Source organism: Limosilactobacillus secundus (genome assembly GCF_020784695.1).
GTDB lineage: Bacteria > Bacillota > Bacilli > Lactobacillales > Lactobacillaceae > Limosilactobacillus > Limosilactobacillus reuteri_F.
This window is the reverse complement of record NZ_JAJGUA010000032.1, coordinates 24,636-48,592: the sequence shown is the minus strand read 5'-3', so window position 1 is coordinate 48,592 and position 23,957 is coordinate 24,636. Positions and strand designations below refer to the sequence as shown.

Below are 23,957 nucleotides of genomic sequence, written 5' to 3'. Positions count from 1 at the left end.
AGTAGAATGGCTAATAAAAAGATTCCACGCGCGACTGCGAAACGGTTGCCAATATATTTCCGGTATTTAAATGTATTGAAAGACGCAAACAAGCAACGGGTATCATCAACTGAACTTTCGGAGGCTGTGCAAGTTGATTCGGCAACGATTCGTCGTGACTTTTCATATTTTGGTGAATTAGGTAAGCGGGGATACGGTTATGACGTTGAAAGTCTATTAAAGTTTTTTAAAGGAATCTTGCACCAAGACTCATTAGTTAGTGTTGCCTTAGTCGGGGTTGGTAGTTTGGGAAGTGCCTTGTTAAACTTTAACTTCCACCAAGATACCAACTTACGGATCAGTGCGGCATTTGATACTAAACCAGAATATGCTAATACAGTCAAAAGTGGTATTCCAATTTACCCATCCGAGGATATGGTCAAGCAATTAAAAGAGCAACAGATTGACGTTGTTATTCTAACCGTTCCTGGAATCAAGGCCCAACATGTTGCAGACCAATTAGTTGAAGCTGGTGTGAAGGGAATTCTTAACTTTACTCCTGTTCGTTTATCTGTGCCTAAAAATGTTCAAGTTCAAAACATTGACTTAACAAACGAACTTCAAACATTGATTTACTTCATTAAAAATTATACTGAAGATTCAATTGAATAAATTAAGAGAGCATTGGTTTGATGAAAGCGTTCAACCAATGCTTTTTGTTTACTAAATTATTAATAAAAGTCATGGATTGTAGGTAGGATCCCTTAAGTTTTAAAAAATGGTCAAAAAAAGTCAAAGTGTTTTTGTTGCATTTTGAAGAGAACATGTTATATTTAAACATGTGATTAGCACTTGATGAACTTGAGTGCTAAAAATAAAATTTATTAACAAGATGGAGGGATTAACGTGTTAAAACCATTAGGAGATCGCGTTGTTCTAAAAGCTGAAACTGAAGAAGAAAAGACAGTTGGTGGAATTGTCCTTGCTTCCAATGTGAAGGAAAAGCCAACTACTGGAAAGGTTATTGCCGTTGGAGAAGGTCGTACTTTGGAAAACGGACAAAAGCTTGCTCCAGCTGTTAAGGAAGGCGATCGCGTATTATTTGATAAGTACGCAGGCAATGAAGTAGAATACGACGGTGAAAAGTTCTTAGTTGTTCATGCTAAAGACTTAGTAGCAATCGTTGAATAGTTAAATAAGCGAATTAAGAGCAGGAGACAGAAAGAATAAAATTCCTTCACCGTCTCTTTTAAATAAAGAATTTAATTTTGAGGTGACATAAATGGCAAAAGAAATTAAGTTTTCTGAAGATGCACGGAGCGCTATGCTCAGTGGTGTTGATAAATTAGCTGATACTGTTAAGACAACGATGGGTCCAAAGGGACGGAATGTTGTTTTGGAACAAAGCTATGGCACACCAACTATTACTAATGATGGTGTAACTATTGCTAAGAGCATTGAACTTGAAAACCAATTTGAAAATATGGGTGCAAAGTTAGTAGCCGAAGTTGCTTCAAAGACTAACGATATTGCCGGTGATGGTACTACAACTGCTACTGTTTTAACTCAAGCAATTGTTAATGCTGGTATGAAGAACGTTACCTCTGGTGCAAATCCAGTTGGTATTCGTCGTGGTATTGACAAGGCTACTGAAGTTGCTGTTGAAGCTTTGAAGAAGATGTCACACGATGTAAAGACAAAGGATGATATTGAACAAATTGCTTCTATTTCAGCCGCTAATCCAGAAGTTGGTAAGTTAATTGCTGATGCAATGGAAAAGGTTGGCCATGATGGTGTAATTACTATCGAAGATTCTCGTGGAGTTGACACTAGTGTTGACGTTGTTGAAGGAATGAGCTTTGACCGTGGTTACATGTCACAATACATGGTAACTGATAACGACAAGATGGAAGCAGACCTTGATAACCCATATATTTTGATTACTGACAAGAAGATTAGTAACATCCAAGACATTTTGCCATTACTTCAATCAGTTGTTCAAGAAGGCCGTGCTCTCTTGATCATTGCGGATGACATTACTGGTGAAGCATTACCAACCCTTGTATTGAACAAGATTCGTGGTACCTTTAATGTTGTTGCTGTTAAGGCTCCAGGCTTTGGTGACCGTCGTAAGGCTCAACTTCAAGATATTGCTGTTTTGACTGGGGGTACTGTTATTTCTGATGACCTTGGGATGAGTCTTAAGGACGCTACTGTTGATCAATTAGGTCAAGCCAACAAGGTTACAGTTACAAAGGATACTACTACTATCGTTGATGGTGCTGGTTCAAAGGAAGCTATCCAAGAACGTGTTGACCAAATTAAGCAAGAAATTGCTAAGTCAACTTCCGACTTTGACAAGGAAAAGCTTCAAGAACGTCTTGCAAAGCTTTCAGGTGGGGTTGCCGTTGTTAAGGTTGGTGCCGCAACTGAAACTGAATTGAAGGAAAAGAAGTACCGGATTGAAGATGCCTTGAACGCTACTCGTGCTGCTGTTCAAGAAGGATTTGTTCCTGGTGGTGGAACTGCTTTAATTAACGTAATTCCTGCTCTTGACAAGATTGAAGCCGATGGTGATGAATTAACTGGTATCAATATTGTTAAGGCTGCCCTTGAAGCACCAGTTCGTCAAATTGCTGAAAACGCTGGTGTTGAAGGCTCTGTTATTGTTAATGAATTAAAGAACGAAAAAGAAGGTATTGGTTACAACGCTGCAGATGGCAAGTTTGAAGATATGATCAAGGCTGGTATTGTTGACCCAACAATGGTTACCCGTTCTGCTCTTCAAAACGCTGCTTCTGTATCAGCATTGCTTCTTACTACTGAAGCAGTTGTTGCTGATAAGCCAGATCCAAATGCTAATAATCAAGGCCCTGCTGCTCCACAAGGCGGCATGGGCGGTATGATGTAATATCACCTGAATAAAATTTAATTTTGTGGGCAGAAAAGATTCTAATGTTTGATTTTCAAATATTAGGATCTTTTTTTTGTTAGAGAAAAATCAATGACGAAAAAATAAGCTATCGAATTGTTAAGCATCTCCCGTTTATACAGTAGAACAAGCAGGTAAGTATGTTCAAAAATACCGATTTGATCGCCCAGAAGAATTAGCTATGAAGAACAAGTGGGGCTGTTTTACCTTTTAACTTGGTTAATGATAAACAACATTAAGTTACCTTTATTATTGATGCTGATATCTTTAAGAATGAGGGGTTAATAGGTTGTCACTCAAACGATAATACTGCCACTGTAATTCTAGTCATAAAAGATTTGCTTCAAATAATAAAGCAGAATAGTAATCCAGTTAAGGCGATTCAACTATAAAGTTAATCTAAAAATCTTAAATTGTGGTAAAGTAAATTAGTATTAATTTTTAACCAAACTATAACTGAAAGGAACTAAGAAATGGAAAAAATGAAGTTCCAGAAGATAACGCTATTTTCTGGTGTAATGCTTGCCTTAAATTCCTTAATTGGTTCAGGATGGTTGTTTGGTGCCGGAACTGCTGCAAAGGTTGCGGGACCAGCTGCTATTTTGTCATGGATCTTGGGAGCAATAATCATTATTAGTATTGCCCTTACTTATGTTGAATTAGGCGCAATGTTTCCAGAAAGTGGAGGAATGAGTCGTTACGCTCAGTATAGCCACGGTCCGTTTTTAGGCTTTATTGCTGCATGGGCAAATTGGATTTCATTAATCACTTTAGTCCCAATGGAAGCAGTAGCCTCAGTTCAATATATGAGTTCGTGGCCGTGGGCATGGGCGAATTGGACCCACCACTTTATGAAAAACGGTAATATTACGACTCCGGGATTGTTAGTTGTATTTGGCTTCATGCTTGTTTTTACTTTGATCAATTTCTGGTCGGTAAAATTGATGACTCGCTTTACTAATTTAATATCAATTTTTAAAATTTTATTACCAACATTGACAATTGTGATGCTTATTGCGGCGGGTTTTCATCCTAGTAATTTTGGTCATAGCGTAACTACTTTTATGCCATATGGTAGTCGATCAATCTTTGAAGCAGCTGCTATTTCTGGAATTATTATGTCTTATGATGCCTTTCAAACGGTAATCAACATGGGGGGAGAAATGATTAATCCTCATAAAAATATCGTGCGAGGCGTATTGATTTCAATGATTATTACCGCTGTGATCTATGTCATGTTACAAGTTGCCTTTATTGGAGCAATTGATCCGAATTTATTAGCGCAAAAAGGATGGCATGGGATTAACTATACATCTCCATTTGCTGATATTGCGATCTTGCTGGGGATGAATTGGCTTGCAATTTTACTATATATGGATGCTTTTGTTTCACCATTTGGAACAGGGGTTGCGTTCGTGGCAACTGCTTCACGAGCATTGGCAGCAATGACTCATACCGGTCATTTGCCCCAATGGTTAGGACGGCTCGAACGGCGGTACATGATTCCGCGGTTTGCCATGGTCGTTGATCTAATTTTAGCGGTAGTAATGGTTAGCCTCTTTAGAAATTGGAGCTTGTTAGCCACTGTAATTACCGGTTCAACTTTAATTGCTTATCTTACTGGTCCCGTTACTGTGATGTCGCTTCGGAAAATGAATGCTAATTTAAAGCGGCCGTTTCATCCCCGTTTTATGTCCTGGTTGGCACCATTTGCATTTATCTTGACGAGCCTTTCAATTTATTGGACAATGTGGCCGACAACTGTTCAGGTGATTGGAGTTATCTTATTAGGCTTACCAATCTATCTTTATTATGAAGTTAAATATCGTCACGCATCAGGGCTACGTGACTTACGCAATAGTTATTGGATGCTGGCTTATCTTGTTTTTATCTCAATAGTTTCTTACATTGGAAGTGAAGGATTTGGCGGCAAGGACTGGTTGAAGTACCCATGGGATTTTGTTGTTATCATCATCTGCTCGCTAGGATTTTATCGGTGGGCTGTGGCTAGCCGGATGAAAAAAATCGATCCTGCGGCAGAAAAGGTTAATGCTAAGGTAAAGATGCCAGAAAAAGATCAATAGATATATTTGTAGGTTGCAAAATTAAAGAATAAATTGTAGTATTGTCACCTACTTAAAAAGTGTAAAAATCAAAGGAGAAATAGTATGTGGCGCTATTTGAAACGTGTTTTAATCGGGAAACCGTTAAAAACCCTTGATGAAGGGCAAACACACTTAACTAAATTTAAAGCATTAGCCATGCTTTCTTCTGACGCAATATCGTCAGTAGCATATGGACCAGAGCAAATTACAACTGTTCTGGTAACTTTATCCGCAGCAGCAATTTGGTATTCAATTCCGATTGCGGCAGTTGTGTTGGTCCTTTTGTTAGCTATCACGTTATCATACCAGCAAATCATTCATGCCTATCCTAGTGGTGGTGGTGCTTATGTCGTTGCCACGCGGAATTGGGGGAGTAATGGGGGATTATTTGCTGGAGGATCATTACTAGTTGACTATATGTTAACGGTGGCTGTTTCAACGACATCTGGAGTTGAAGCGATTACTTCTGCAGTCCCTGCTTTATATAAATTTTCAATTCCAATCGGGATCGTTATTGTTCTTTTAATTATGTTTATGAATTTACGGGGAATGAGTGAAAGTGCAAACTTCCTCACAATTCCGGTATATTTCTTTGTTATTATGATGATTGCGATGGTAGTGTGGGGTGGCTATAATATTGCCACTGGTCATATTCATTACCAGGCAATTGTTGATTATGGAACACCGGTATCGGGAATGTCATTTGTTATACTTATTCGGGCATTCTCGGCTGGTTCGTCATCCTTAACTGGGGTAGAAGCCGTAAGTAATGCTGTTCCTAACTTTAATAAGCCTAAGGAAAAGAATGCTTCAACTACTCTGGCAATTATGAGTGCTATTTTGGCGTTCTTCTTTATTGCCGTTATCTTCTTTAGCTTTTATCTGGGGGTAGTTCCTAATTCACGGACAACAATTCTCTCCCAAATGGCAGCACAAATCTTTGGGGGGCATGGGTTAGGTTTTTACCTGTTGCAACTTTCAACTGCAATGATTTTAGCAGTCGCTGCTAATACTGGTTTCTCAGCCTTTCCAATTCTTGCTTTTAATATGGCAAAAGATAAATATATGCCGCACGCGTTCATGGATCGCGGTGATCGGTTAGGTTACTCCAACGGAATTATTTCATTGGCGATTGGAGCAATTATTTTGATCTTGATCTTTCATGGTCAGACTAATATGTTAATTCCGCTTTATGCAGTGGGGGTATTTGTTCCATTTACTTTATCGCAATCTGGGATGATTATTCACTGGTTTAGAGAACGGGAAGGTTTTTGGTTAGGGAAAGCCTTTATTAACCTAGTCGGGGCCTTGATTTCATTTATCCTTGTTATTTGTTTGTTCTGGCAACACTTTGCAAATGTTTGGCCATACTTAATTATCATGCCGCTGCTTTTATGGATGTTCCATTCGATTCACCGGCACTATGTAAAAGTAGCTGCTCAATTGCGGGTTGCTGAAAAGACGAAAGTTCAATTACATGATTATGATGGAGCAACGGTGATCGTTTTAGTTGGTAATATAACCCGGGTGACGCGTGGTGCAATTAATTACGCTCGGTCAATTGGTGATTATGTCATTGCCATGCACGTTTCATTTGATGAGAATCCAGGAAAAGAGCATAAAACGGCAAATGAATTTAAAGCTGAATATCCAGATGTCCGTTTTGTTGATATTCACTCTTCGTACCGTTCAATTGCTAAACCAACGTTACGGTTCGTTGATGTAATTGCAAAGCGAGCAGAAGCAAGAAATTATTCGACGACTGTTCTTGTTCCGCAATTTATTCCTAAACATCCATGGCAATTGGCCTTGCATAATCAGACTAGTGTTCGTTTACGGGCGTTATTGAATTCCCGAGAGAACATTATTGTTGCTAGCTATAACTACCACCTTCAAGAATAGTTTAATTAGAGAGAAAGTATTGATTTAATGAATAAAAAGCAACTATTATGGGGACTTTTGTTTGCAATTGGCCTTTTTATGGCAGCAAGTTACACTATTGATAATCGTGGTTTTCATTCTGGGATATACGGTATCATTGGCTGTGCGTTGATCTTAATTGCGTATGCAGGAATGAATTGGGAAAAACTGCAATCAAAAGATCAACATACGAGAAAAATTTTAGTGCTTTTAAGCAGTATTTTAGGAATTATCATTGTCCTTGATATTGCTGAGATAATTTTAGGATAATTAAATAAGGTTTATTAAAGAGATTAGGTTAATACAATCCTAGTCTCTTTTTTTGTATTGATTAATAGGATAAATAACACTATAATTTTGTTAGTTAACTAACGAAAAGGAGAAATAAGAATGTTAATAGGTCGCTTAGTAAAACAAGCTAACAATGCGATGAATCAAGAAATGAATACATTTGCGCAGCGGTATGGATTGACAGGAATGCAAATGTCGATTATTGATTTTTTAACGCATTTCCCGGGAAATAGTTGTGATCAACACCAGATCGAAAATGAATTTGGAATAAAGAGGTCAACAACTACTGTATTGCTTCAACGAATGGCAAAGAAAAATTTAATTGAACGTCATCCGTTACCAGAAGATCGGCGTCAAAAAGTCGTTACTCTTACTGCAGAAGGCAAAAAATTATCTTCAGATGTAAGTGCGTATATTACACAATATGAAGAGAAATTAAAAGCAGATTTTAGTGAACAAGATATTTCAAAAATAAAACAGTTCTTGTCAACGATGATCGAGGAGAAAAAATGAATACGAATACTGAAAAAATTCCAGCAAAGGTTGTAGCGGCAATTGTGGCAACAGGATTGATGTCATTTTGTGGGGTAATTGTAGAAACGGCGATGAATGTGACTTTTCCGATTCTAATGCGTGAATATTCGATTACTACTAATCTGGTCCAATGGATGACTTCCATTTATTTGCTCTTGGTTGCAATCGTTGTTCCCTTATCGGCAATTTTGAAAAGCTCTTACCGAACAAAGACGCTTTTTACAGTTGCAAACTTGCTTTTTATTGGTGGAATAATTATTGATGCACTGGCACCGTCATTTTGGTTGCTTTTAGTTGGTCGTGCAATTCAGGGAATAGGAACTGGGATTGCATTACCATTGATGTTTAATATTATTATGGAACAAGTTCCAACAAGCCGAATTGGCTTCATGATGGGGATTGGAAATCTTATTACTGGAGTTGCCCCAGCGATTGGTCCTACTTTCGGTGGACTCGTTGCCAGCAAGCTTAATTGGCGGTGGGTATTTTATTCATTAATTCCGCTTTTAATTATTTCGTTTGTGCTTGGTGAAGGGGGAATTACCCAAAAATCACCGATTAAAAAGCAACAAATTGATATTTTTAGCATGTTAATGATTGTATTCATGTTCTGTGGTTTTGTAACAGGATTTAGTAACCTGGGAAGCCAAGCATTCATGACCTTTTCAGTTGGTGGTGCATTGTTAATTGGGGGCTTAGGAATAGGACTTTTTGCTTGGCGTTCATTAACCCTAAAAGAACCAATTTTACAATTACGATTATTTAGAAATAAAAAATTTTCTGGGTATGTTCTTGGCTTCCTTTTTAACTCAACTTATTTCTTTGGGGTTTGCGTTCCTTTTACCAAACTATATTCAATTAGTAAATGATAATAGTGCAATGACAGCTGGCTTGATTGTCCTCCCGGCTGGTTTTGTTGGCGCGATATTTGCCCCATTGGGAGGACGAATTTTAGATAAGTTTGGCGCGCGTAAGCCTATTTTGACTGGTACTTCATTATGTCTAATTGCGCTTATTGCTTTTACAATTTCTGGACGGCATTTAACGAATACATTTATTGCGCTTGTTTACATTCTCTATATGAGTGGAATGGGAATGTGCATGGGATGCGTAATGACAAGTGCACTAACCGTCATTGGCAAAGAAAAGCAGTCGCAAGGAAATGCAATTCTTAATACCCTTCAGCAATTTGCCGGAGCAATTGGGACCTCATTAGTAGCGATGATTGTTGCAGCCAGTCAGAGTCATCTCCACACGGTGAGAAATGTCTCTACAGCGATTGGAACTCAAGAAGCCTTTGGAATGTTAACAATTTTTTGTATTGTAATTTGGATAAGTTACTATCGGAGTGTGAAAAGATAGGATATTAAAAAATTCAGGTTAGAAATCGTTTTTAACCTGAATTTTTTTAATATGGAATTTCGTTAAAGCGATGATCACCCTCAGTTATTTGAAGCTGGTCGTTAAAACGATTAATGAGCTTCTCTTTGACGTTTTTTAAGTCCGTTTCATTTACATAAATACTTGTTTCAACGTTAACCCCAAACTCTTCACCGGCTACCTCAAGATTGTTTTCCTTGAGATAATAAAGAAGGGAATCGTGAAGAGCATAGGTAACAGTGATTTTTAGAATCGCTTGCTTGATCCGTTGGACGAGACCAGCTTGGTGAATTGCTTCAGTAGTTGTATTGCTATATGCCCGGATGAGACCACCTGCGCCTAGTTTAATCCCGCCAAAATAACGGGTGACTACTGCTACGACATTATGGATCTTTGCGAGTTTAAGTGATTCAAGGATCGGGATTCCCGCTGTTCCACTCGGCTCGCCATTATCACTTTCCCGCTGTATTTGGTCGTTGTCACCAATCATATATGCAAAGCAATTATGGGTAGCTTTTTTGTTAGCTGTTTGAACGCTGGCGATGAACTGTTGAGCTTCTTCTTCTGAGGAGACACGGGATAAAGAGCAAATAAATTGTGATTTTTTAATTGTTTGCTCATAAGCGGTGTCTTTAGCGATTGTTAAATATGGTTCTGTCATTTTTAAACTTCCTTCGTGCGATTTTGAGTAATTTACGTATATATAAAGTAGGAGGTGAATAATGGATCTAGACAATTATTATGGGAGACGAGTCTTGGTTTCGCGTCATGAGGGGATACAATCGGGAATTCAAGAACTGCCAACAATCAGAATTGATGCTGCTAATATTAGGTGCTATCGCTGCAATCATGTCACAGCAAAATCGCTGGGTGCTTTGCCACGAGGCGAGTTCTATTGTCCGCATTGCATTAATCTTGGGCGCGTTTCAACGTTAAATAAATTTTATCATGTTCCAGAGCCAAATCAATTTACGGTTATCGAACCGGTATTAACCTGGAAAGGAAAATTATCGCCTCTTCAGCAACAAGCTTCAGAAAAAATTTCCCAAGGAATGGCTGATCATATTCAGCAATTATTATGGGCAGTTACGGGTGCTGGCAAGACTGAAATGATGTTTGCGGGTATCGCGGCAGCAATAAAACGTGGTGAAAGAATTGGAATAGCTTCTCCACGAGTAGATGTTTGTTTAGAATTATTTCCTCGTTTAAAAGCTGCTTTTGCTAATTGTGATATTGCTCTTTTGCATGGTCGACAAGAATTACCTTATCATTATGCCCAATTGACTATTTGTACCACCCATCAATTGCTTCGGTTCTATCATGCTTTTGATAATTTAATTATTGATGAAGTAGATGCCTTTCCGTATGCTGCTAATGCTTCGTTATTATATGCAACAAAGCAAGCGATAAAAGAGAACGGAGGGTGTCTTTACTTAACTGCAACCCCTGGAGATGCTTTGCTCCGAGAAATTAAAAGTAAACGATTAGTTGTTAATTATTTACCCCTTCGTTATCATGGGCATTTACTTCCACAAATAAAAGTTAGACTAGCTTTTGAATGGCGGCGACGTTTAGAGCGCCAGCAATTACCCCCGCAAGTTATTCAACAGTTGCAAGAAACACTAAGGGAAGGTCATCGCTTTTTGCTATTTATTCCTCATATTGCAGATTTAGCATTAGTTGAAGCTGCATTACGGCATTCTTTTAGAACTTTCCGTTTTGCTACTGTTCATGCAAGTGATCCAGAGCGATTAGAAAAAGTACAAAAAATGCGCGATGGGGATTACGCTTTTTTAGTCACGACTTCTATTCTTGAACGGGGAGTTACTTTTCCAGAAATTGATGTCTATGTTTTAGGTGCTGATGATCCAGTTTTTTCTTCATCGGCATTAGTGCAAATTGCGGGTCGGGCTGGACGCGCGCAAAGTCGACCAACTGGGCGGGTTATTTTTTGGATCAATTGTAATTGTCGCCAAGTTAATCAAGCTGTTTCTCAGGTGAAGTACTTGAATCGGAAAGGTCAACGGTTGATAGATGGAATGTCTGTTGTGCAATAAAAGGATATCTTTCCAGCTAACTTTGAAAGATATTTTTAGCTTTCGCGAAATTATCACGCCAGTAGTTTGTACAAAATGTAAAGAAAGTTTTGTACGCTGGAATGATTGCGGATGTGCAGGATGCGGTAAGGAAAGCATTAATAAAAATAGTTTCTTATGTTCAGATTGTCAGACTTGGAGAAAAATTTACGGCTGGAACTTGCATCATCGAGGATTATATCGATATAACGAAGCAATGAAAGAATATATGCAGCGTTACAAATTTAATGGCGATTATCGTTTGCGAGAGGTATTTCAGTGTGAACTTAGTAAAGTGGTTAATGAACAGAAAGCAGATTTAATTGTCCCGATTCCAGTAACGTCGATAACGATGCAAACGCGTGGCTTTAATCAAGTTATTGGTCTATTACGAGAAGTGTCTTACCAATCAATTTTACGAACTAGGGCAAGTTCAAAAGTAGCGCAATCAAGTAAGACAAAAGAAGAACGACTTACAACTAAGCAACCATTTATCCTTAAATCTCCAGAAAAAGTAATCAATAAACGGATCCTTTTAGTTGATGATGTCTATACTACAGGTAGGACGTTATACCATGCAGCGGTACTTTTTAAACAAGCTGGCTGTAAAGAGATTGGTAGCGTTTCACTAGCACGTTAAATTCTTCTTAAGATGCATTAATAAAGTTTGTTAATTAATACAAACTAATCTATAATAAAAATAGGATATGAGAAGAGTGGTCCTTCTGATATCAGATCAAGCAATTGCTTGGCTGAAAGGAGAGAAGTACAATGTTAAAGTTCAATATTCGTGGTGAAAATGTCGAAGTTACTGAGTCAATTCGTGATTACGTTGTAAAGCGAATCAGTAAGCTTCAAAAGTTCTTTGAGGATAGTGTTGAAGCTACCGCCCACGTGAACTTAAAAGTTTATCCAAACCGGACGTATAAGGTTGAAGTAACAATTCCACTTCCATACCTAACGTTGCGGGCAGAAGAGACTTCTAATGATATGTATGGAAGCATTGACTTAGTTACAGATAAGCTTGAACGGCAAATCCGGAAGTACAAGACGAAGGTTAACCGTAAGTCACGTGAAAAAGGCTTAAAGAACCTTGAATTCATCCCCTCTGATAATGATAGAGCAGATGGACAAGATGATGAATTAAAGATTGTACGGACGAAGCAAGTTTCATTAAAGCCAATGGATCCTGAAGAAGCTGTCCTTCAAATGGATATGCTTGGACATGATTTCTTTATCTTCCAAGATGCTGAAACTAATGGTACAAGCATTGTTTACCGTCGTAATGATGGTCGTTATGGCTTGATTGAAGCTGAATAATCAATGCCGATATGAGGAGCGCGGATGAGAAATCATTGGCGCTTTTTGTATCTTATAGCCACCTTGTAATATCCATACTAATAATTTTTATTTATGCCATGAACGTGGTAAAATATTATGGTTAGAGTAAAAAATATAATTGGCTTGAGTGGTACTTTTTTATTGATTTTGGACTTAAGCCAGAAAGTAGGAAGGACGCTTTTATGGCCAATATTCTAAAAAAATGGATTGAAAGCGATCGTCGTGAATTACGGCGAATTAACAAAATAGCAAATAAAGTCGAGAGCTATGCTAAACAAATGTCTGAACTAACTGATGAACAGCTTCAGGCAAAAACTGATGAATTTCGGGAACGTTATAAAAAAGGTGAATCTTTGGATCATATGTTGCCAGAAGCATTCGCAGTTTCTCGTGAAGGTGCTAAGCGGGTCTTAGGACTATATCCATTCCATGTCCAGATCATGGGGGGGATTGTTCTCCACGAAGGTAATATTGCAGAAATGCGGACTGGTGAAGGTAAGACATTAACTGCTACAATGCCGGTTTATCTTAATGCGATTTCCGGAAAAGGTGTTCATGTTATTACTGTTAATGAATACTTGTCAAAACGTGATGCTACCGAAATGGGACAGCTTTATAATTGGCTTGGATGTTCCGTTGGTATTAATAACTCAGAAATGAGTCCTGATCAAAAACGAGAAGCATACAAAGCTGATATCATGTATTCTACTAATAGTGAAATTGGATTTGATTACCTTCGTGACAACATGGCTGTTTACAAAGAAGACCAAGTCCAACGTGGTTTAAACTATGCTTTAGTTGATGAAGTGGATTCAATTTTAATTGATGAAGCGCGGACGCCATTAATCATTTCAGGCCCAGGAACGGGAACTTCTAAGTTGTACAAACAGACTGATCGGTTTGTTAAGCAGTTAAAGAAAGATGTTGATTACAAGATTGATCTTGAATCAAAGACAGTTTCATTAACTGATGAGGGAATTAAAAAAGCTGAAAAATACTTCAACTTAAAGAATCTATATGATCCAGAAAATACCGCATTAACACACCACTTGGATCAGGCGTTGCGTGCTAACTATATCATGCTTTTAGATAAGGATTATGTGGTTCAAGATGGTGAAGTATTGATTGTTGATTCCTTTACTGGACGTGTGATGGAAGGTCGACGTTTTTCTGATGGTCTTCACCAAGCTATTGAAGCCAAAGAAGGCGTAGAAATTCAGGAAGAAAACAAGACAATGGCTAACATTACATACCAGAACTTATTCCGGATGTATAACAAATTGGCGGGGATGACTGGTACTGCTAAAACTGAACAAGAAGAATTCCGTGAAATTTACAACATGGAAACAATTACTATCCCAACTAACCGTCCAGTTCAGCGAAAAGATGAACCTGACTTGCTTTACCCAACATTACAAAGTAAGTTTGCAGCTGTTGTCGACCGGATTAAGAAACTTCATGCTAAAGGGCAACCAATCTTGGTTGGGACAGTCGCTGTTGAAACTTCTGAATATTTATCTCAACTTCTTGATAAAGAGAACATTCCGCATGTTGTCTTAAACGCTAAGAATCACGCTAAGGAAGCGGAAATTGTTAAAAATGCCGGTCAAAAGGGTGCAGTAACTATCGCTACCAACATGGCGGGACGGGGAACGGATATTAAATTAGGCCCTGGAGTCCGTGAAATTGGTGGACTTGCAGTTATTGGTACTGAACGACATGAATCGCGGCGGATTGATAATCAGCTTCGTGGACGTTCTGGACGACAAGGTGATCCTGGCCTATCACAATTCTACCTATCACTTGAAGATGATTTGATGAAGCGATTTGGTGGGGACCGGATCAAGGCCTTCTTGGAACGGATGAAAGTTAATGATGAAGATGCCGTCATTAAAAGTCGTTTCTTAACTCACCAGGTTGAATCAGCTCAAAAGCGGGTCGAAGGTAACAACTACGATTCACGAAAGAACGTTCTTCAATATGATGATGTTATGCGTGAACAACGTGAAATTATCTATAAAGAACGGCAACAAATTATCACTGAAGATAAGTCGCTGAAGTGGGTTCTTATGCCAATGTTTAGACGGACAATCCAGCGTGAAGTTGATCAACATACCCTTGGTGACAAGAAAGATTGGGATTTACAAGGAATTGTTGACTTTGCAGAAGAAGTCTTAATCAAACCTGATACCATCACAGTTAAGGATCTGGAAGGTAAATCACCTCAAGAAATGGTAGATTACTTGATGACATTTGCCCAGGGAGTTTATAAGGAAAAGCAAAAGCAACTTTATGATCCAGCACAAATGCTTGAATTTGAAAAGGTTGTTATTTTGCGAGTAGTTGACTCACACTGGACAGATCATATTGATATCATGGATCAATTCCGGCAGTCAGTTGGATTACGTGGATATGGACAATTAAATCCATTGGTTGAATACCAAACTGCTGGTTATCATATGTTTGAACAAATGATTGCTGATATTGAGTATGAAACTACTCGACTCTTCATGAAGTCAGAAATTCGGCAAAACGTAACACGTTAATTGTTAATTACTACTAGGTACGGCAGTAAGGTAACCCATGGCGGTACCGCTGCCGTATTGTTGTATAACGGAGGTTTGAGTGTGGAATTAAATGAAGCAAAAAAACAAGTAGAATCAATGCAAAAAGAAGTTACGCACTTCGGGAGGTCTCTTTGACTTAGATGCATTAGATGAGCGCATTGCAGAAATTGAACAAGAAATGGCTCAACCCGACTTTTGGAATGATAATGAGCAGGCACAGAAGGTTATTGCGGAAAATAATATTTTAAAAGAAAAACGGGATACCTTTGTGAATTTGCGTGATCAGATTAGCGATCTTGAAACTTCGCTTGAATTGCTCGCGGTCGAACCGGACGATGATTTACAAAAAGATTTCGCGGCATCATTTACAAAAACACAAAAGGCTTTAGAACAGTATCGATTGACGCAACTTCTTGATGGGGAGTATGACGCTAAAAATGCTATCTTAGAAATTCATCCGGGAGCAGGTGGTACTGAAGCCCAAGATTGGGGTGAAATGCTTCTGCGGATGTATATTCGCTGGGGTGAACAGCACGGCTTTTCTGTTGAAACAGCGAGTTATGAGGCCGGTGATGAAGCGGGCATCAAGAGTGTTACGCTGTTAATTAAGGGACATAATGCGTTTGGTTATCTTCGTAGTGAAAAAGGGGTTCATCGGCTTGTCCGAATTTCCCCATTTGATGCGGCCGGTCGGCGTCATACATCATTTGCTTCGGTTGACGTAATGCCAGAGTTGGATGATAGTGTTGAGGTTGATATTGATCCATCAGATTTACGAGTTGATACTTTCCGGTCTAGTGGTGCTGGTGGTCAGCATATTAATAAAACGGAATCTGCTGTTCGGATTACACATATTCCTACTGGGATTGTGACATCTTCTCAGGCTGAACGATCCCAACTCCAAAACCGAGTGACTGCAATGAATATGTTAAAATCAAAGTTATATGAACTAGAAGAAGAAAAGAAGGCTAAAAAGCGGGCGGAAATTGAAGGCGAACAACTTGATATCGGTTGGGGTTCTCAAATTCGTTCATATGTTTTTCACCCGTACACTCTAGTCAAGGATAATCGAACAGGTTATGAAACCCATAATGGACAAGCTGTAATGGACGGGGAACTCGATCCATTTATTGATGCTTTTTTACAGTGGAAACTTAGTCAAAAGAATCCTCAATAAATTCTTTAGTTTGGAAGGAAGTGAGTAAAGTGCGCGAAAGTCAACATAAAAGATTAACTCGCTCTGGATCAGATCGAATGATAGCTGGTGTATTTGGCGGAATTGGCCAGTACTTTAAGATTCAGCCAAATATTTTACGTATTTTATATGTCTTACTGACTATTTTTACCGGTTTTGTTCCGGGCATTATTATTTATATTATTTTGATAATAATAATGCCTGCTGATCCGCAAAAGCCTGATTTACTAGGATTTTTAAAGTCTTTCAGTGAATCACAAAAAACATCTCAACAACCCCACCAACGTTCTCGGCGGACTTTAACGAATGTTGAGGAAAAAGACATAAAAAGAAATGGAAGATCATGATGGAATTTTGGAAAAGAGTATTGATTGATACAATCCTTTTTATTGCCCTTGCTGGTTTATTTGCCGGAACAGGGATGTTTTATATTACAAGTGCTTGGATTGCGCCATTGGCAAGCTTTGTTTTAGCAATTTTAAATGTTGCTATTAAGCCAATTTTAGTAATTTTATCGTTGCCGATTAATATTTTGACCCTGGGACTTTTTAGTGTTGTAATTAATGGAATAATGTTACAACTGACATCGATGCTTGTCGGGTCGGCAAACTTTCATTTTTCGTCATTTGGCTCTGCGATGTTGATTGCGATTATCATGGCAATTTTCAATGCGGTTATTACAAGTCACGAGGATAGATTGTAAAGGAGTGGAGAAAATGCCAAACAATGTAACGGTGCAAGAATTAGTTGATAAGGTCCGGTTAAAAGTCTTGCAAGGGGAAGATTATCTCCAACGTAAGATAACAACTAGTGACATTTCACGGCCAGCACTTGAATTTGCAGGATATTTCAAGCATTACCCCGCAGCACGGATTCAGCTATTAGGAATCACTGAAACCTCATTTGCTAAAGATTTAACTCATGAGCAACGTGAGGAGTACATGACAAAAATGTGTATGCCACAAACACCATGTTTTGTTATCTCAACTAATTTGCCGATTCCTAAGGAGTTAAAGAAAGCGGCTGAGGATGCGAAAATTCCAATCTTAGGAACGCATTTAACCTCTTCGCAAATATTAAGTAACATGACTTCTTACTTGCTTGAACGTTTGGCACCACGAAAATCTCTCCATGGTGTATTAGTTGATATAAGTGGGGTTGGAGTGCTTATCACTGGTGATTCAGGAGTAGGTAAGAGTGAAACCGCTTTGGAACTTGTTCGTCGTGGACACCGACTGATTGCTGATGATCGGGTAGAAGTTTACGCTCGCGACGAACAGACCTTGGTAGGGACTGCTCCCCAAATCTTAAAACACTTAATGGAAATTCGTGGGATTGGGATTATTGATGTCTCTACGCTTTATGGAACAGGGGCAATTATGCCTTCTGATCAAATCAGTTTAATTGTACATCTTGAAACGTGGACTCCAGATGTACAATTTGATCGTCTTGGTGATCGTGGAGATACTCAAACAATTCAAGGTGTCATTGTGCCTAAAGTCTCTGTCCCGGTTAAAACTGGTCGTAATTTAGCAATTATTATTGAATCAGCTGCAATGAATTATCGGGCCGAAACAATGGGCTATGATGCTACCGAAACATTTGATCGAAACCTTAATCAGTTGATTAAGCAGAATTCAGAACGTGATAGTAAAAATAACAAGGGGTCGGCAAACTAGATGATTAATCCAGGAATAAAAGCCGCCTTAAACCCAATCGCTTTCCAAGGTGGTCCGTTTACTATCCACTGGTATGGCGTAATTATTGCTAGTGGAGTAGTTTTAGCTCTTTTATTAGCCGTTCGCGAAGGAAAGCGAGAGGGAATTTCTGAAGATGATTTTTATGATTATCTTTTATGGGCGCTCCCAATTGCGATAATTTCCGCACGAATTTACTATGTAGTATTTCAGTGGAGCTACTATTCCCAGCATCCAAGTGAGATTATTGCTATCTGGGATGGTGGAATTGCGATATATGGGGCGATTTTAGGAGGCTTTATTGTTTTACTTGTCTTTTGCCATTACCGTCATTTATCTAGTTGGCTGATGATGGACATCATTGCCCCAACCCTTATTATGGCTCAAGGAATTGGCCGATGGGGTAACTTTATGAATCAAGAGGCGTTTGGTGATATTACGACACGGGCGCATTTAATGGCTCAGCATATTCCAAATTGGATAATAAACCAAATGTATATTGGTGGCCACTATCGAGTTCCAACGTTCCTATATGAGTCATTGTGGGATTTAACTGGCTTTGCATTATTAATCTTACTTCGCCATCGTAAACATTTATTTCGTCGTGGTGAAATTTTCTTAACCTATGTAATGTGGTATGCGTTTGGACGTTTCTTTATTGAAGGTATGCGGACCGATAGTTTAATGCTCGGAAATATTCGCATTTCACAGTTACTTTCTGTAGTGTTTTTTGTTAGTGCATTAGTAATACTAATAATTCGACGTCATAAAAATATTCCGTGGTATTATAACGGAATAAACAAAAACTAATTGAATTGGATAAGGAGAAAGAATTATGGCAGAAAAAATTGCTGTTTTAGGTGCTGGTTCGTGGGGCAGTGTTTTAGCAAACATGCTTACAGAAAATGGCCACGATGTTACATTATGGTCTCGTAATGAGGAACAAGTTAAGCAATTAAATACTGAACATACAAATCCTCGCTACATGAAAGATTTTGTTTATTCTCCTAACTTAACAGCAACAACAGATATGAAAAAAGCGGTTAAGGGTGCCAGCGTGATACTGATTGTAATTCCAACAAAGGGTCTACGTGAGGTTGCTAAGAAATTAAATACAATTTTGGCTGAATTACACCAAAAACCGTTAATTATTCACGCAACGAAAGGCCTAGAACAAAATACTTATAAGCGGCCATCAGAAATGCTTAGCGAAGATATTTCTCCTGAAAACCGTCAGGCAATTGTTGTTTTATCCGGTCCGAGTCATGCTGAAGATGTGGCAATTAAAGATATGACAGCTGTAACTGCGGCTTGTGAGGACCTAGCTAGTGCTAAAAAGGCGCAGAAGTTATTTAGTAATTCTTATTTCCGTGTTTATACTAACGACGATGTGATTGGTGCAGAATTTGGAGCAGCCTTAAAGAATATTATTGCAATTGGTGCGGGAGCTATCCAAGGCCTTGGGTACCATGATAATGCACGGGCAGCCTTGATTACTCGTGGACTTGCAGAAATTCGTCGGTTGGGGGTTGCTTTTGGTGCTAACCCAATGACTTTTATTGGTCTTTCTGGTGTTGGTGACCTTGTTGTTACTGCTACCAGTAAAAATTCTCGAAATTGGCGTGCTGGATATCAATTGGGGCAAGGAAAAAAACTTCAAGATGTAATTGATAATATGGGAATGGTTATCGAGGGGGTCTATACTACCAAGGCCGCTTATGAATTAAGCCGTAAACGGCAAGTACAGATGCCAATTACCGAAGCTCTTTACCGTGTTTTGTATGAAGGTGAAGATATCAAAACTGCAATTTCTCAGTTAATGGACCGAGATCTTACTTCAGAAAACGAATAAATATGGTAAAATGCTAGAGGATGGATATTGAGAGAAATTGAAACATGGAAAGGGTTTATAAGTATGAAACGTGTTAGAAAAGCCATTATCCCTGCTGCTGGTTTAGGAACTCGTTTTCTTCCTGCAACAAAGGCATTGGCAAAGGAAATGTTACCAATTGTTGATAAGCCAACAATTCAATTTATTGTTGAAGAAGCGCGTAAATCAGGAATTGAAGATATTGTTGTTGTTGATGGAAAGAATAAGCGGTCTATTGAAGATCATTTTGACTCTAATCCAGAGTTGGAAGATAATCTCCGTTCAAAGCACAAGGACGAGATGTTAAAGATGGTTGAAGAAACAACTGATGTTAATATTTACTTCATTCGTCAATCACATCCTCGTGGTTTAGGGGACGCTGTTTTAACTGCTCGTGATTTTATCGGGGATGAACCGTTTGTTGTTATGCTTGGGGATGACCTTAATAACATTAACAACAAGAATGAAGCTTTAACGAAGCAATTAATTGAAAGTTATAACCAAACTGGCGCATCTACTCTTGCAGTTATGCGGGTTCCACATGAAGATACTGCAAAGTATGGTGTAATTAACCCTAGCAAGGAGGTTACGCCCGGCCTCTATAACGTAACTAGTTTCGTTGAAAAGCCAGCTCCTAAAGACGCACCAAGTGATTTAGCAATCATTGGTCGGTATGTCTTTACTCCAGAAATCTTTGATGTATTAGCAAAGACTAAGCCAGGTAAGGGCGGAGAAATTCAATTAACTGATGCAATTGATACTTTGAACCAAACTCAACGGGTATTCGCTCGTGAATACAAGGGTGACCGTTACGATGTTGGTAATAAGTTTGGTTGGGTTAAGACAAACATTGAATATGGCTTGGAACACCCACAAGTTAAAGAAGAATTGCGTGAATATATTAAGGAATTAGGCGCAAAGCTTACTGCTGAAGATAAGCAAAATAATTCTAAGAAGTAAGACTAGTATTAGCCTTTTAACAAAAATAAACCTTCAAGATTCGTTAGGGACCTTGAAGGTTTATTTTTTACATATCTTCAACAACTACATATTCCATATCAAGGGGACCATGAACACCAACGATTAGCACCATTTCAATATCCCCAGAATTGGATGGACCGGTAATAAAGTTAATATTTGATGTTTGTAAACTACCATCCTGAATTGCTTTTTGGTAATAATCCATTGCTTGACGTGAACGTGGTAGAATTTTACTTTTTGGCACAATAGCTAGGTAGTGGGTTGGAAGAAAATGGAACATTCGTCCCTGTTGTGGGTAGGTTGCAACTGTTACAGTTCCTGACTCAGCTAATAGAAAGTCCGCGAAACCAATTGCCCCATCACTGTTATTTGCATTTACAATATTTTGCCGCCCAAATTCAGGCTCCCAATAGTAAAGGGGATCTACTCGTAAATTATCCTGCCATTTTCCCAATGAATAATCTTGCCATTTCTCTTCATCAAAGGAGGGAAGCATTAAACTTTTAATCCCTTTTTCTTGGATAAAATCATTGAGGGTGTGACCAAGATCACCTGATTTAACAACATGGAAATCAACATGAACTTCTTCGCTATTTTTGCGCGCAAGTTCAAGAAGTTCATCTTGACTTTTTCCAGCAAGGGTAGTTTCTGGAAGATCATTAACAGGGACAAATGGGTCCTCAGCAAGCGTATGACGAGGGCGATTGGCAGCCTTTGCAATTCGATTTAAGAAATCTTCTTGATTCTTAGTAGTATTTGCTTCTTGTAAGTAATCAGTCATTTCCCTCTTCCTCCTCTTCTTCATAATGGTGGTACCAATGACGGAAATTTTGATGATACTTCGGCGGAACAGCGAGATCACGAACGTCTACCCAGCCATGAGCTAGTTTAGGAGCAATTGCGGGAAGGTGATTAATTTTACCATCTGGATAAAGGTTCTTAATGTCTTCAGGAGTTGTCTTCTTGCCAAATGGCTCAAGAGCAATATGAGCAAATCGCATCGCGTCATTAAAAAGCGTAGGGGAACTGGTCCCTTTACCAACTGCCTTTAGAAGGGCATTCGAAGGACTGTGATCTAAATGAAGCTCATCCATTTCTACATAACGGTGATGCCGAATTAACTCATGAAGGGGAATTTTAACAGGACAAGTTTCTGTACAAGCAGCACATAGACTACATGCATATGGCAATTCCTTGAATTCTTGATAACCACCTAAAATTGGGGAAAGAACTTCGCCCATTGGTCCTGGATAAATCGATCCATAGCCCTTTCCACCGACTTGCCGGTAAACGGGGCAAACATTTAAGCAAGAACCACAACGGATACATTGGAGCATTGGTTCAAAATCAGAATTCAGCATCTTAGAACGACCATTATCAACAATGACAACATAGAAGTCGTCTGGTCCATCAGCTTCATCGGCTTCCTTACCTTTTGAAAAAGTACAATAACTAGTCAATTTTTGTCCCACCGCGCTTCGGCATAAAACATTGTCGAGGACTTCAGCTTCTTTCAAGCTTGGCACAATACGCTCCATCCCCATAACTACAACTTGGGTTTGGGGAATTGCCATACTTATATCAGCGTTTCCTTCGTTTGTGACCAGATTAATCATCCCGTTGTCAGCAATCGCAAAGTTACAGCCAGTAATGCCAAAATCAGCTTGCATAAAGTAATTACGAAGATAGTGACGGACAAATCTTGCCATGTGTTCAGGATCATTATCACCATCGTAACCGAGTTTTTCAAAAACTTTTTGAATTTGGTTGCGGTTTTTATGCAATGTGGGGAAAACAATATGAGTCGGTTCATCCCAGTTATCTTCCTGTAAAATAAATTCGGCTAAATCAGTTTCCATTAATGAAAGGCCAGGGATAGTCAATAGTTCTTTATCAAGGCCAATTTCTGTAGTGACCATTGATTTTGATTTAACAACATGATGAGCTTGTTGTTTGATTGCTAATTGTTTAATAAAGGTACTTGCTTCGTTACCATCCTTAGCAAAGAAAACATGACCGCCATTTTTTTGAACGTTATCACTGAATTCCTCCAAGTAGTCCGGAAGGTGCTTAATAACATGTTGGCGAATTTCTGCGGAGAGATCGCGCCAGCCTTCCCAATGGCCTAATTGGCGGCGAGCCTCCGTTCGTTTTTGGAATTGAGCGTCTTGTGCTTTAGCAACAGATGCCCGCATAAATTTGTCAGCTTCTGCGTCTTTGATTCGTTCTGTAAAAGGTTTATCGCTTGTGGCTATTCCCATCTAAAACACCCCGTTTCCGTTTGCTGGTACCATTACGTGATCCGTATCTTTGATATAAGTGATCCGGCTAGTATCAACGTTATGATTAAGGACTTCAGCAATGTGCATAATCGTAATATGAGATCCATCACGGCGCCGGTTAATTCGTCCACCAATATTCATTAAACATGTTTGCTCACAAGCAATAAGAACGTGTGCTTTCGTCTTTAAAACATTATTTGCTTTATCATCAACCATCGCTTCAGAGAGAAGGGGTTCTTTAGCAGAGAATGTTCCACCAAAGCCACAACATAACTGAATATTATGAAGGGGGATGAGTGTAAGACCCTTGACGTGTTCAAGAAGAACGATTGGTGCCGTGCGTTCACCAAGAAGACGAGTCATGTGGCAAGAACGGTGAAAGGTTGCCGTATCATCTAGTTCTGCACCGCAATCAAGAATACCGAGAACCCGGTAAATAAATTGCGTTAGTTCAAAAGATTTATCATAAAGAATTTGCGCTTTCTTCGAATACTCCGGATCATCTTTGAAAATGTTCTTGTATTCATGAAGCATGGCAACACATGATCCAGAAGGCCCAACAATATAATCGGCATCAATACTTAAAAGGGCATCGAGCTGATTTTTAAATGTAGCGATTGTTTCGCGATCATAACCGCTATTATAGGTCGGCTGTCCGCAACAGATTTGTTTATCAGGGAAAAATGTTTCGCAGCCAAAACGTTGGAGAAGTTCAACCGTTGCTTTTCCGACATCTGGATAAAGCAGATCAACGATACAAGTAGAAAAAATACAGACTTTCATACATGCGTGCATTAGTTGGATGCAC

At 38.9% G+C, this 23,957-nt stretch carries 22 protein-coding genes and 1 pseudogene; 19 read left to right on the top strand and 4 right to left on the bottom strand.

What is annotated here, in order from left to right:
- Nucleotides 1-6: 6 nt before the first annotated feature.
- The 8 genes and pseudogenes from LMB57_RS04920 to LMB57_RS04885 all read left to right on the top strand — a co-directional run bounded on the left by LMB57_RS04920 (nt 7) and on the right by LMB57_RS04885 (nt 9,123).
- Complete coding sequence (locus LMB57_RS04920) at nt 7-651, top strand: redox-sensing transcriptional repressor Rex (RefSeq protein ID WP_003666366.1); 645 nt, start codon at nt 7-9, stop codon at nt 649-651.
- Nucleotides 652-885: 234 nt separating this feature from the next.
- A complete protein-coding gene (groES, locus tag LMB57_RS04915; protein WP_229271116.1) occupies nt 886-1,170 on the top strand; it encodes a co-chaperone GroES in 285 nt (94 codons plus the stop codon).
- 91 nt (nt 1,171-1,261) lie between these two features.
- A complete protein-coding gene (gene groL / locus LMB57_RS04910; RefSeq protein WP_229271117.1) occupies nt 1,262-2,890 on the top strand; it encodes a chaperonin GroEL in 1,629 nt (542 codons plus the stop codon).
- 494 nt (nt 2,891-3,384) lie between these two features.
- Nucleotides 3,385-4,995: an APC family permease gene (locus LMB57_RS04905; protein WP_229271118.1), complete on the top strand. Its 1,611-nt coding sequence runs from the start codon at nt 3,385-3,387 to the stop codon at nt 4,993-4,995.
- A gap of 84 nt (nt 4,996-5,079) precedes the next feature.
- Nucleotides 5,080-6,918, top strand: coding sequence for an APC family permease (locus LMB57_RS04900; RefSeq protein WP_229278072.1), 1,839 nt, complete (start codon nt 5,080-5,082; stop codon nt 6,916-6,918).
- 27 nt (nt 6,919-6,945) lie between these two features.
- The gene (locus LMB57_RS04895; protein WP_229271120.1) at nt 6,946-7,206 is read left to right on the top strand and encodes a hypothetical protein; all 261 of its coding nucleotides are present in this window, start codon (nt 6,946-6,948) and stop codon (nt 7,204-7,206) included.
- Nucleotides 7,207-7,326: 120 nt separating this feature from the next.
- Nucleotides 7,327-7,740 carry a MarR family winged helix-turn-helix transcriptional regulator gene (locus tag LMB57_RS04890; RefSeq protein WP_229271121.1) on the top strand — a complete coding sequence of 138 codons (414 nt, stop codon included), beginning with the start codon at nt 7,327-7,329 and terminating at the stop codon, nt 7,738-7,740.
- Nucleotides 7,737-9,123: pseudogene (locus tag LMB57_RS04885) on the top strand (MFS transporter). The gene LMB57_RS04890 and the pseudogene LMB57_RS04885 overlap by 4 nt, the downstream one beginning before the upstream one ends.
- A gap of 46 nt (nt 9,124-9,169) precedes the next feature.
- Here the strand turns inward: LMB57_RS04885 and LMB57_RS04880 are convergent.
- Nucleotides 9,170-9,802, bottom strand: coding sequence for a YigZ family protein (locus LMB57_RS04880; protein WP_229271122.1), 633 nt, complete (start codon nt 9,800-9,802; stop codon nt 9,170-9,172).
- Between the two features lie 61 nt (nt 9,803-9,863).
- On the opposite strand from LMB57_RS04880, the gene LMB57_RS04875 reads away from it, so the two are divergent.
- The 11 genes from LMB57_RS04875 to galU all read left to right on the top strand — a co-directional run bounded on the left by LMB57_RS04875 (nt 9,864) and on the right by galU (nt 20,846).
- Complete coding sequence (locus LMB57_RS04875) at nt 9,864-11,198, top strand: ATP-dependent helicase ComFA (RefSeq protein WP_229271123.1); 1,335 nt, start codon at nt 9,864-9,866, stop codon at nt 11,196-11,198.
- 235 nt (nt 11,199-11,433) lie between these two features.
- A complete protein-coding gene (locus tag LMB57_RS04870; protein ID WP_229278071.1) occupies nt 11,434-11,856 on the top strand; it encodes a ComF family protein in 423 nt (140 codons plus the stop codon).
- Nucleotides 11,857-11,987: 131 nt separating this feature from the next.
- Nucleotides 11,988-12,536, top strand: coding sequence for a ribosome hibernation-promoting factor, HPF/YfiA family (hpf, locus tag LMB57_RS04865; protein WP_229271125.1), 549 nt, complete (start codon nt 11,988-11,990; stop codon nt 12,534-12,536).
- Between the two features lie 203 nt (nt 12,537-12,739).
- On the top strand, nt 12,740-15,103 hold the full coding sequence (gene secA, locus LMB57_RS04860) for a preprotein translocase subunit SecA (RefSeq protein ID WP_003666386.1): 2,364 nt from the start codon (nt 12,740-12,742) through the stop codon (nt 15,101-15,103).
- 81 nt (nt 15,104-15,184) lie between these two features.
- Nucleotides 15,185-16,301, top strand: a protein-coding gene (prfB, locus tag LMB57_RS04855) for a peptide chain release factor 2 (protein WP_418887473.1) whose coding sequence is annotated in 2 segments (ribosomal slippage) — nt 15,185-15,256 and nt 15,258-16,301 — 1,116 coding nt in all. Because the reading frame shifts where the segments join, the coding sequence is not laid out codon by codon here.
- Between the two features lie 29 nt (nt 16,302-16,330).
- A complete protein-coding gene (locus tag LMB57_RS04850) occupies nt 16,331-16,666 on the top strand; it encodes a PspC domain-containing protein (protein ID WP_229271127.1) in 336 nt (111 codons plus the stop codon).
- Entirely contained in the window at nt 16,666-17,022 is a 357-nt protein-coding gene (locus tag LMB57_RS04845) for a phage holin family protein (protein WP_003670462.1), read from the top strand. Before LMB57_RS04850 ends, LMB57_RS04845 begins: the two co-directional genes overlap by 1 nt.
- 13 nt (nt 17,023-17,035) lie before the next feature.
- Nucleotides 17,036-17,998 (top strand): HPr(Ser) kinase/phosphatase, encoded by a 963-nt coding sequence (gene hprK, locus LMB57_RS04840; protein ID WP_003666394.1) that lies wholly within the window; start codon nt 17,036-17,038, stop codon nt 17,996-17,998.
- Nucleotides 17,999-18,826: a prolipoprotein diacylglyceryl transferase gene (gene lgt / locus LMB57_RS04835; RefSeq protein ID WP_229271128.1), complete on the top strand. Its 828-nt coding sequence runs from the start codon at nt 17,999-18,001 to the stop codon at nt 18,824-18,826.
- A gap of 25 nt (nt 18,827-18,851) precedes the next feature.
- A complete protein-coding gene (locus LMB57_RS04830) occupies nt 18,852-19,868 on the top strand; it encodes an NAD(P)H-dependent glycerol-3-phosphate dehydrogenase (protein ID WP_229271129.1) in 1,017 nt (338 codons plus the stop codon).
- A gap of 63 nt (nt 19,869-19,931) precedes the next feature.
- Entirely contained in the window at nt 19,932-20,846 is a 915-nt protein-coding gene (gene galU, locus LMB57_RS04825) for a UTP--glucose-1-phosphate uridylyltransferase GalU (protein ID WP_229271130.1), read from the top strand.
- Nucleotides 20,847-20,913: 67 nt separating this feature from the next.
- Here galU and LMB57_RS04820 read toward each other — a convergent pair whose 3' ends face one another.
- Genes LMB57_RS04820 through LMB57_RS04810 form a run of 3 tightly spaced genes read right to left on the bottom strand, consistent with a single transcriptional unit; the run spans nt 20,914 to nt 23,932 of the window.
- Complete coding sequence (locus tag LMB57_RS04820; protein WP_229271131.1) at nt 20,914-21,648, bottom strand: LutC/YkgG family protein; 735 nt, start codon at nt 21,646-21,648, stop codon at nt 20,914-20,916.
- A complete protein-coding gene (locus LMB57_RS04815; RefSeq protein WP_229271132.1) occupies nt 21,641-23,128 on the bottom strand; it encodes a LutB/LldF family L-lactate oxidation iron-sulfur protein in 1,488 nt (495 codons plus the stop codon). The genes LMB57_RS04820 and LMB57_RS04815 overlap by 8 nt, the downstream gene beginning before the upstream one ends.
- Entirely contained in the window at nt 23,129-23,932 is an 804-nt protein-coding gene (locus LMB57_RS04810; protein ID WP_229271133.1) for a (Fe-S)-binding protein, read from the bottom strand.
- Nucleotides 23,933-23,957 lie beyond the last annotated feature (25 nt).

What these genes read in the sequence shown, in the direction of transcription:
- LMB57_RS04920 (WP_003666366.1), top strand. Translation starts at nt 7, where the DNA reads ATGGCTAATAAAAAGATTCCACGCGCGACTGCGAAACGGTTGCCAATA.
- groL (WP_229271117.1), top strand. Translation starts at nt 1,262, where the DNA reads ATGGCAAAAGAAATTAAGTTTTCTGAAGATGCACGGAGCGCTATGCTC.
- LMB57_RS04905 (WP_229271118.1), top strand. Translation starts at nt 3,385, where the DNA reads ATGGAAAAAATGAAGTTCCAGAAGATAACGCTATTTTCTGGTGTAATG.
- LMB57_RS04900 (WP_229278072.1), top strand. Translation starts at nt 5,080, where the DNA reads ATGTGGCGCTATTTGAAACGTGTTTTAATCGGGAAACCGTTAAAAACC.
- LMB57_RS04895 (WP_229271120.1), top strand. Translation starts at nt 6,946, where the DNA reads ATGAATAAAAAGCAACTATTATGGGGACTTTTGTTTGCAATTGGCCTT.
- LMB57_RS04890 (WP_229271121.1), top strand. Translation starts at nt 7,327, where the DNA reads ATGTTAATAGGTCGCTTAGTAAAACAAGCTAACAATGCGATGAATCAA.
- LMB57_RS04880 (WP_229271122.1), bottom strand. Translation starts at nt 9,802, where the DNA reads ATGACAGAACCATATTTAACAATCGCTAAAGACACCGCTTATGAGCAA.
- LMB57_RS04875 (WP_229271123.1), top strand. Translation starts at nt 9,864, where the DNA reads ATGGATCTAGACAATTATTATGGGAGACGAGTCTTGGTTTCGCGTCAT.
- LMB57_RS04870 (WP_229278071.1), top strand. Translation starts at nt 11,434, where the DNA reads ATGAAAGAATATATGCAGCGTTACAAATTTAATGGCGATTATCGTTTG.
- hpf (WP_229271125.1), top strand. Translation starts at nt 11,988, where the DNA reads ATGTTAAAGTTCAATATTCGTGGTGAAAATGTCGAAGTTACTGAGTCA.
- secA (WP_003666386.1), top strand. Translation starts at nt 12,740, where the DNA reads ATGGCCAATATTCTAAAAAAATGGATTGAAAGCGATCGTCGTGAATTA.
- LMB57_RS04845 (WP_003670462.1), top strand. Translation starts at nt 16,666, where the DNA reads ATGGAATTTTGGAAAAGAGTATTGATTGATACAATCCTTTTTATTGCC.
- hprK (WP_003666394.1), top strand. Translation starts at nt 17,036, where the DNA reads ATGCCAAACAATGTAACGGTGCAAGAATTAGTTGATAAGGTCCGGTTA.
- lgt (WP_229271128.1), top strand. Translation starts at nt 17,999, where the DNA reads ATGATTAATCCAGGAATAAAAGCCGCCTTAAACCCAATCGCTTTCCAA.
- LMB57_RS04830 (WP_229271129.1), top strand. Translation starts at nt 18,852, where the DNA reads ATGGCAGAAAAAATTGCTGTTTTAGGTGCTGGTTCGTGGGGCAGTGTT.
- galU (WP_229271130.1), top strand. Translation starts at nt 19,932, where the DNA reads ATGAAACGTGTTAGAAAAGCCATTATCCCTGCTGCTGGTTTAGGAACT.
- LMB57_RS04820 (WP_229271131.1), bottom strand. Translation starts at nt 21,648, where the DNA reads ATGACTGATTACTTACAAGAAGCAAATACTACTAAGAATCAAGAAGAT.
- LMB57_RS04815 (WP_229271132.1), bottom strand. Translation starts at nt 23,128, where the DNA reads ATGGGAATAGCCACAAGCGATAAACCTTTTACAGAACGAATCAAAGAC.
- LMB57_RS04810 (WP_229271133.1), bottom strand. Translation starts at nt 23,932, where the DNA reads ATGAAAGTCTGTATTTTTTCTACTTGTATCGTTGATCTGCTTTATCCA.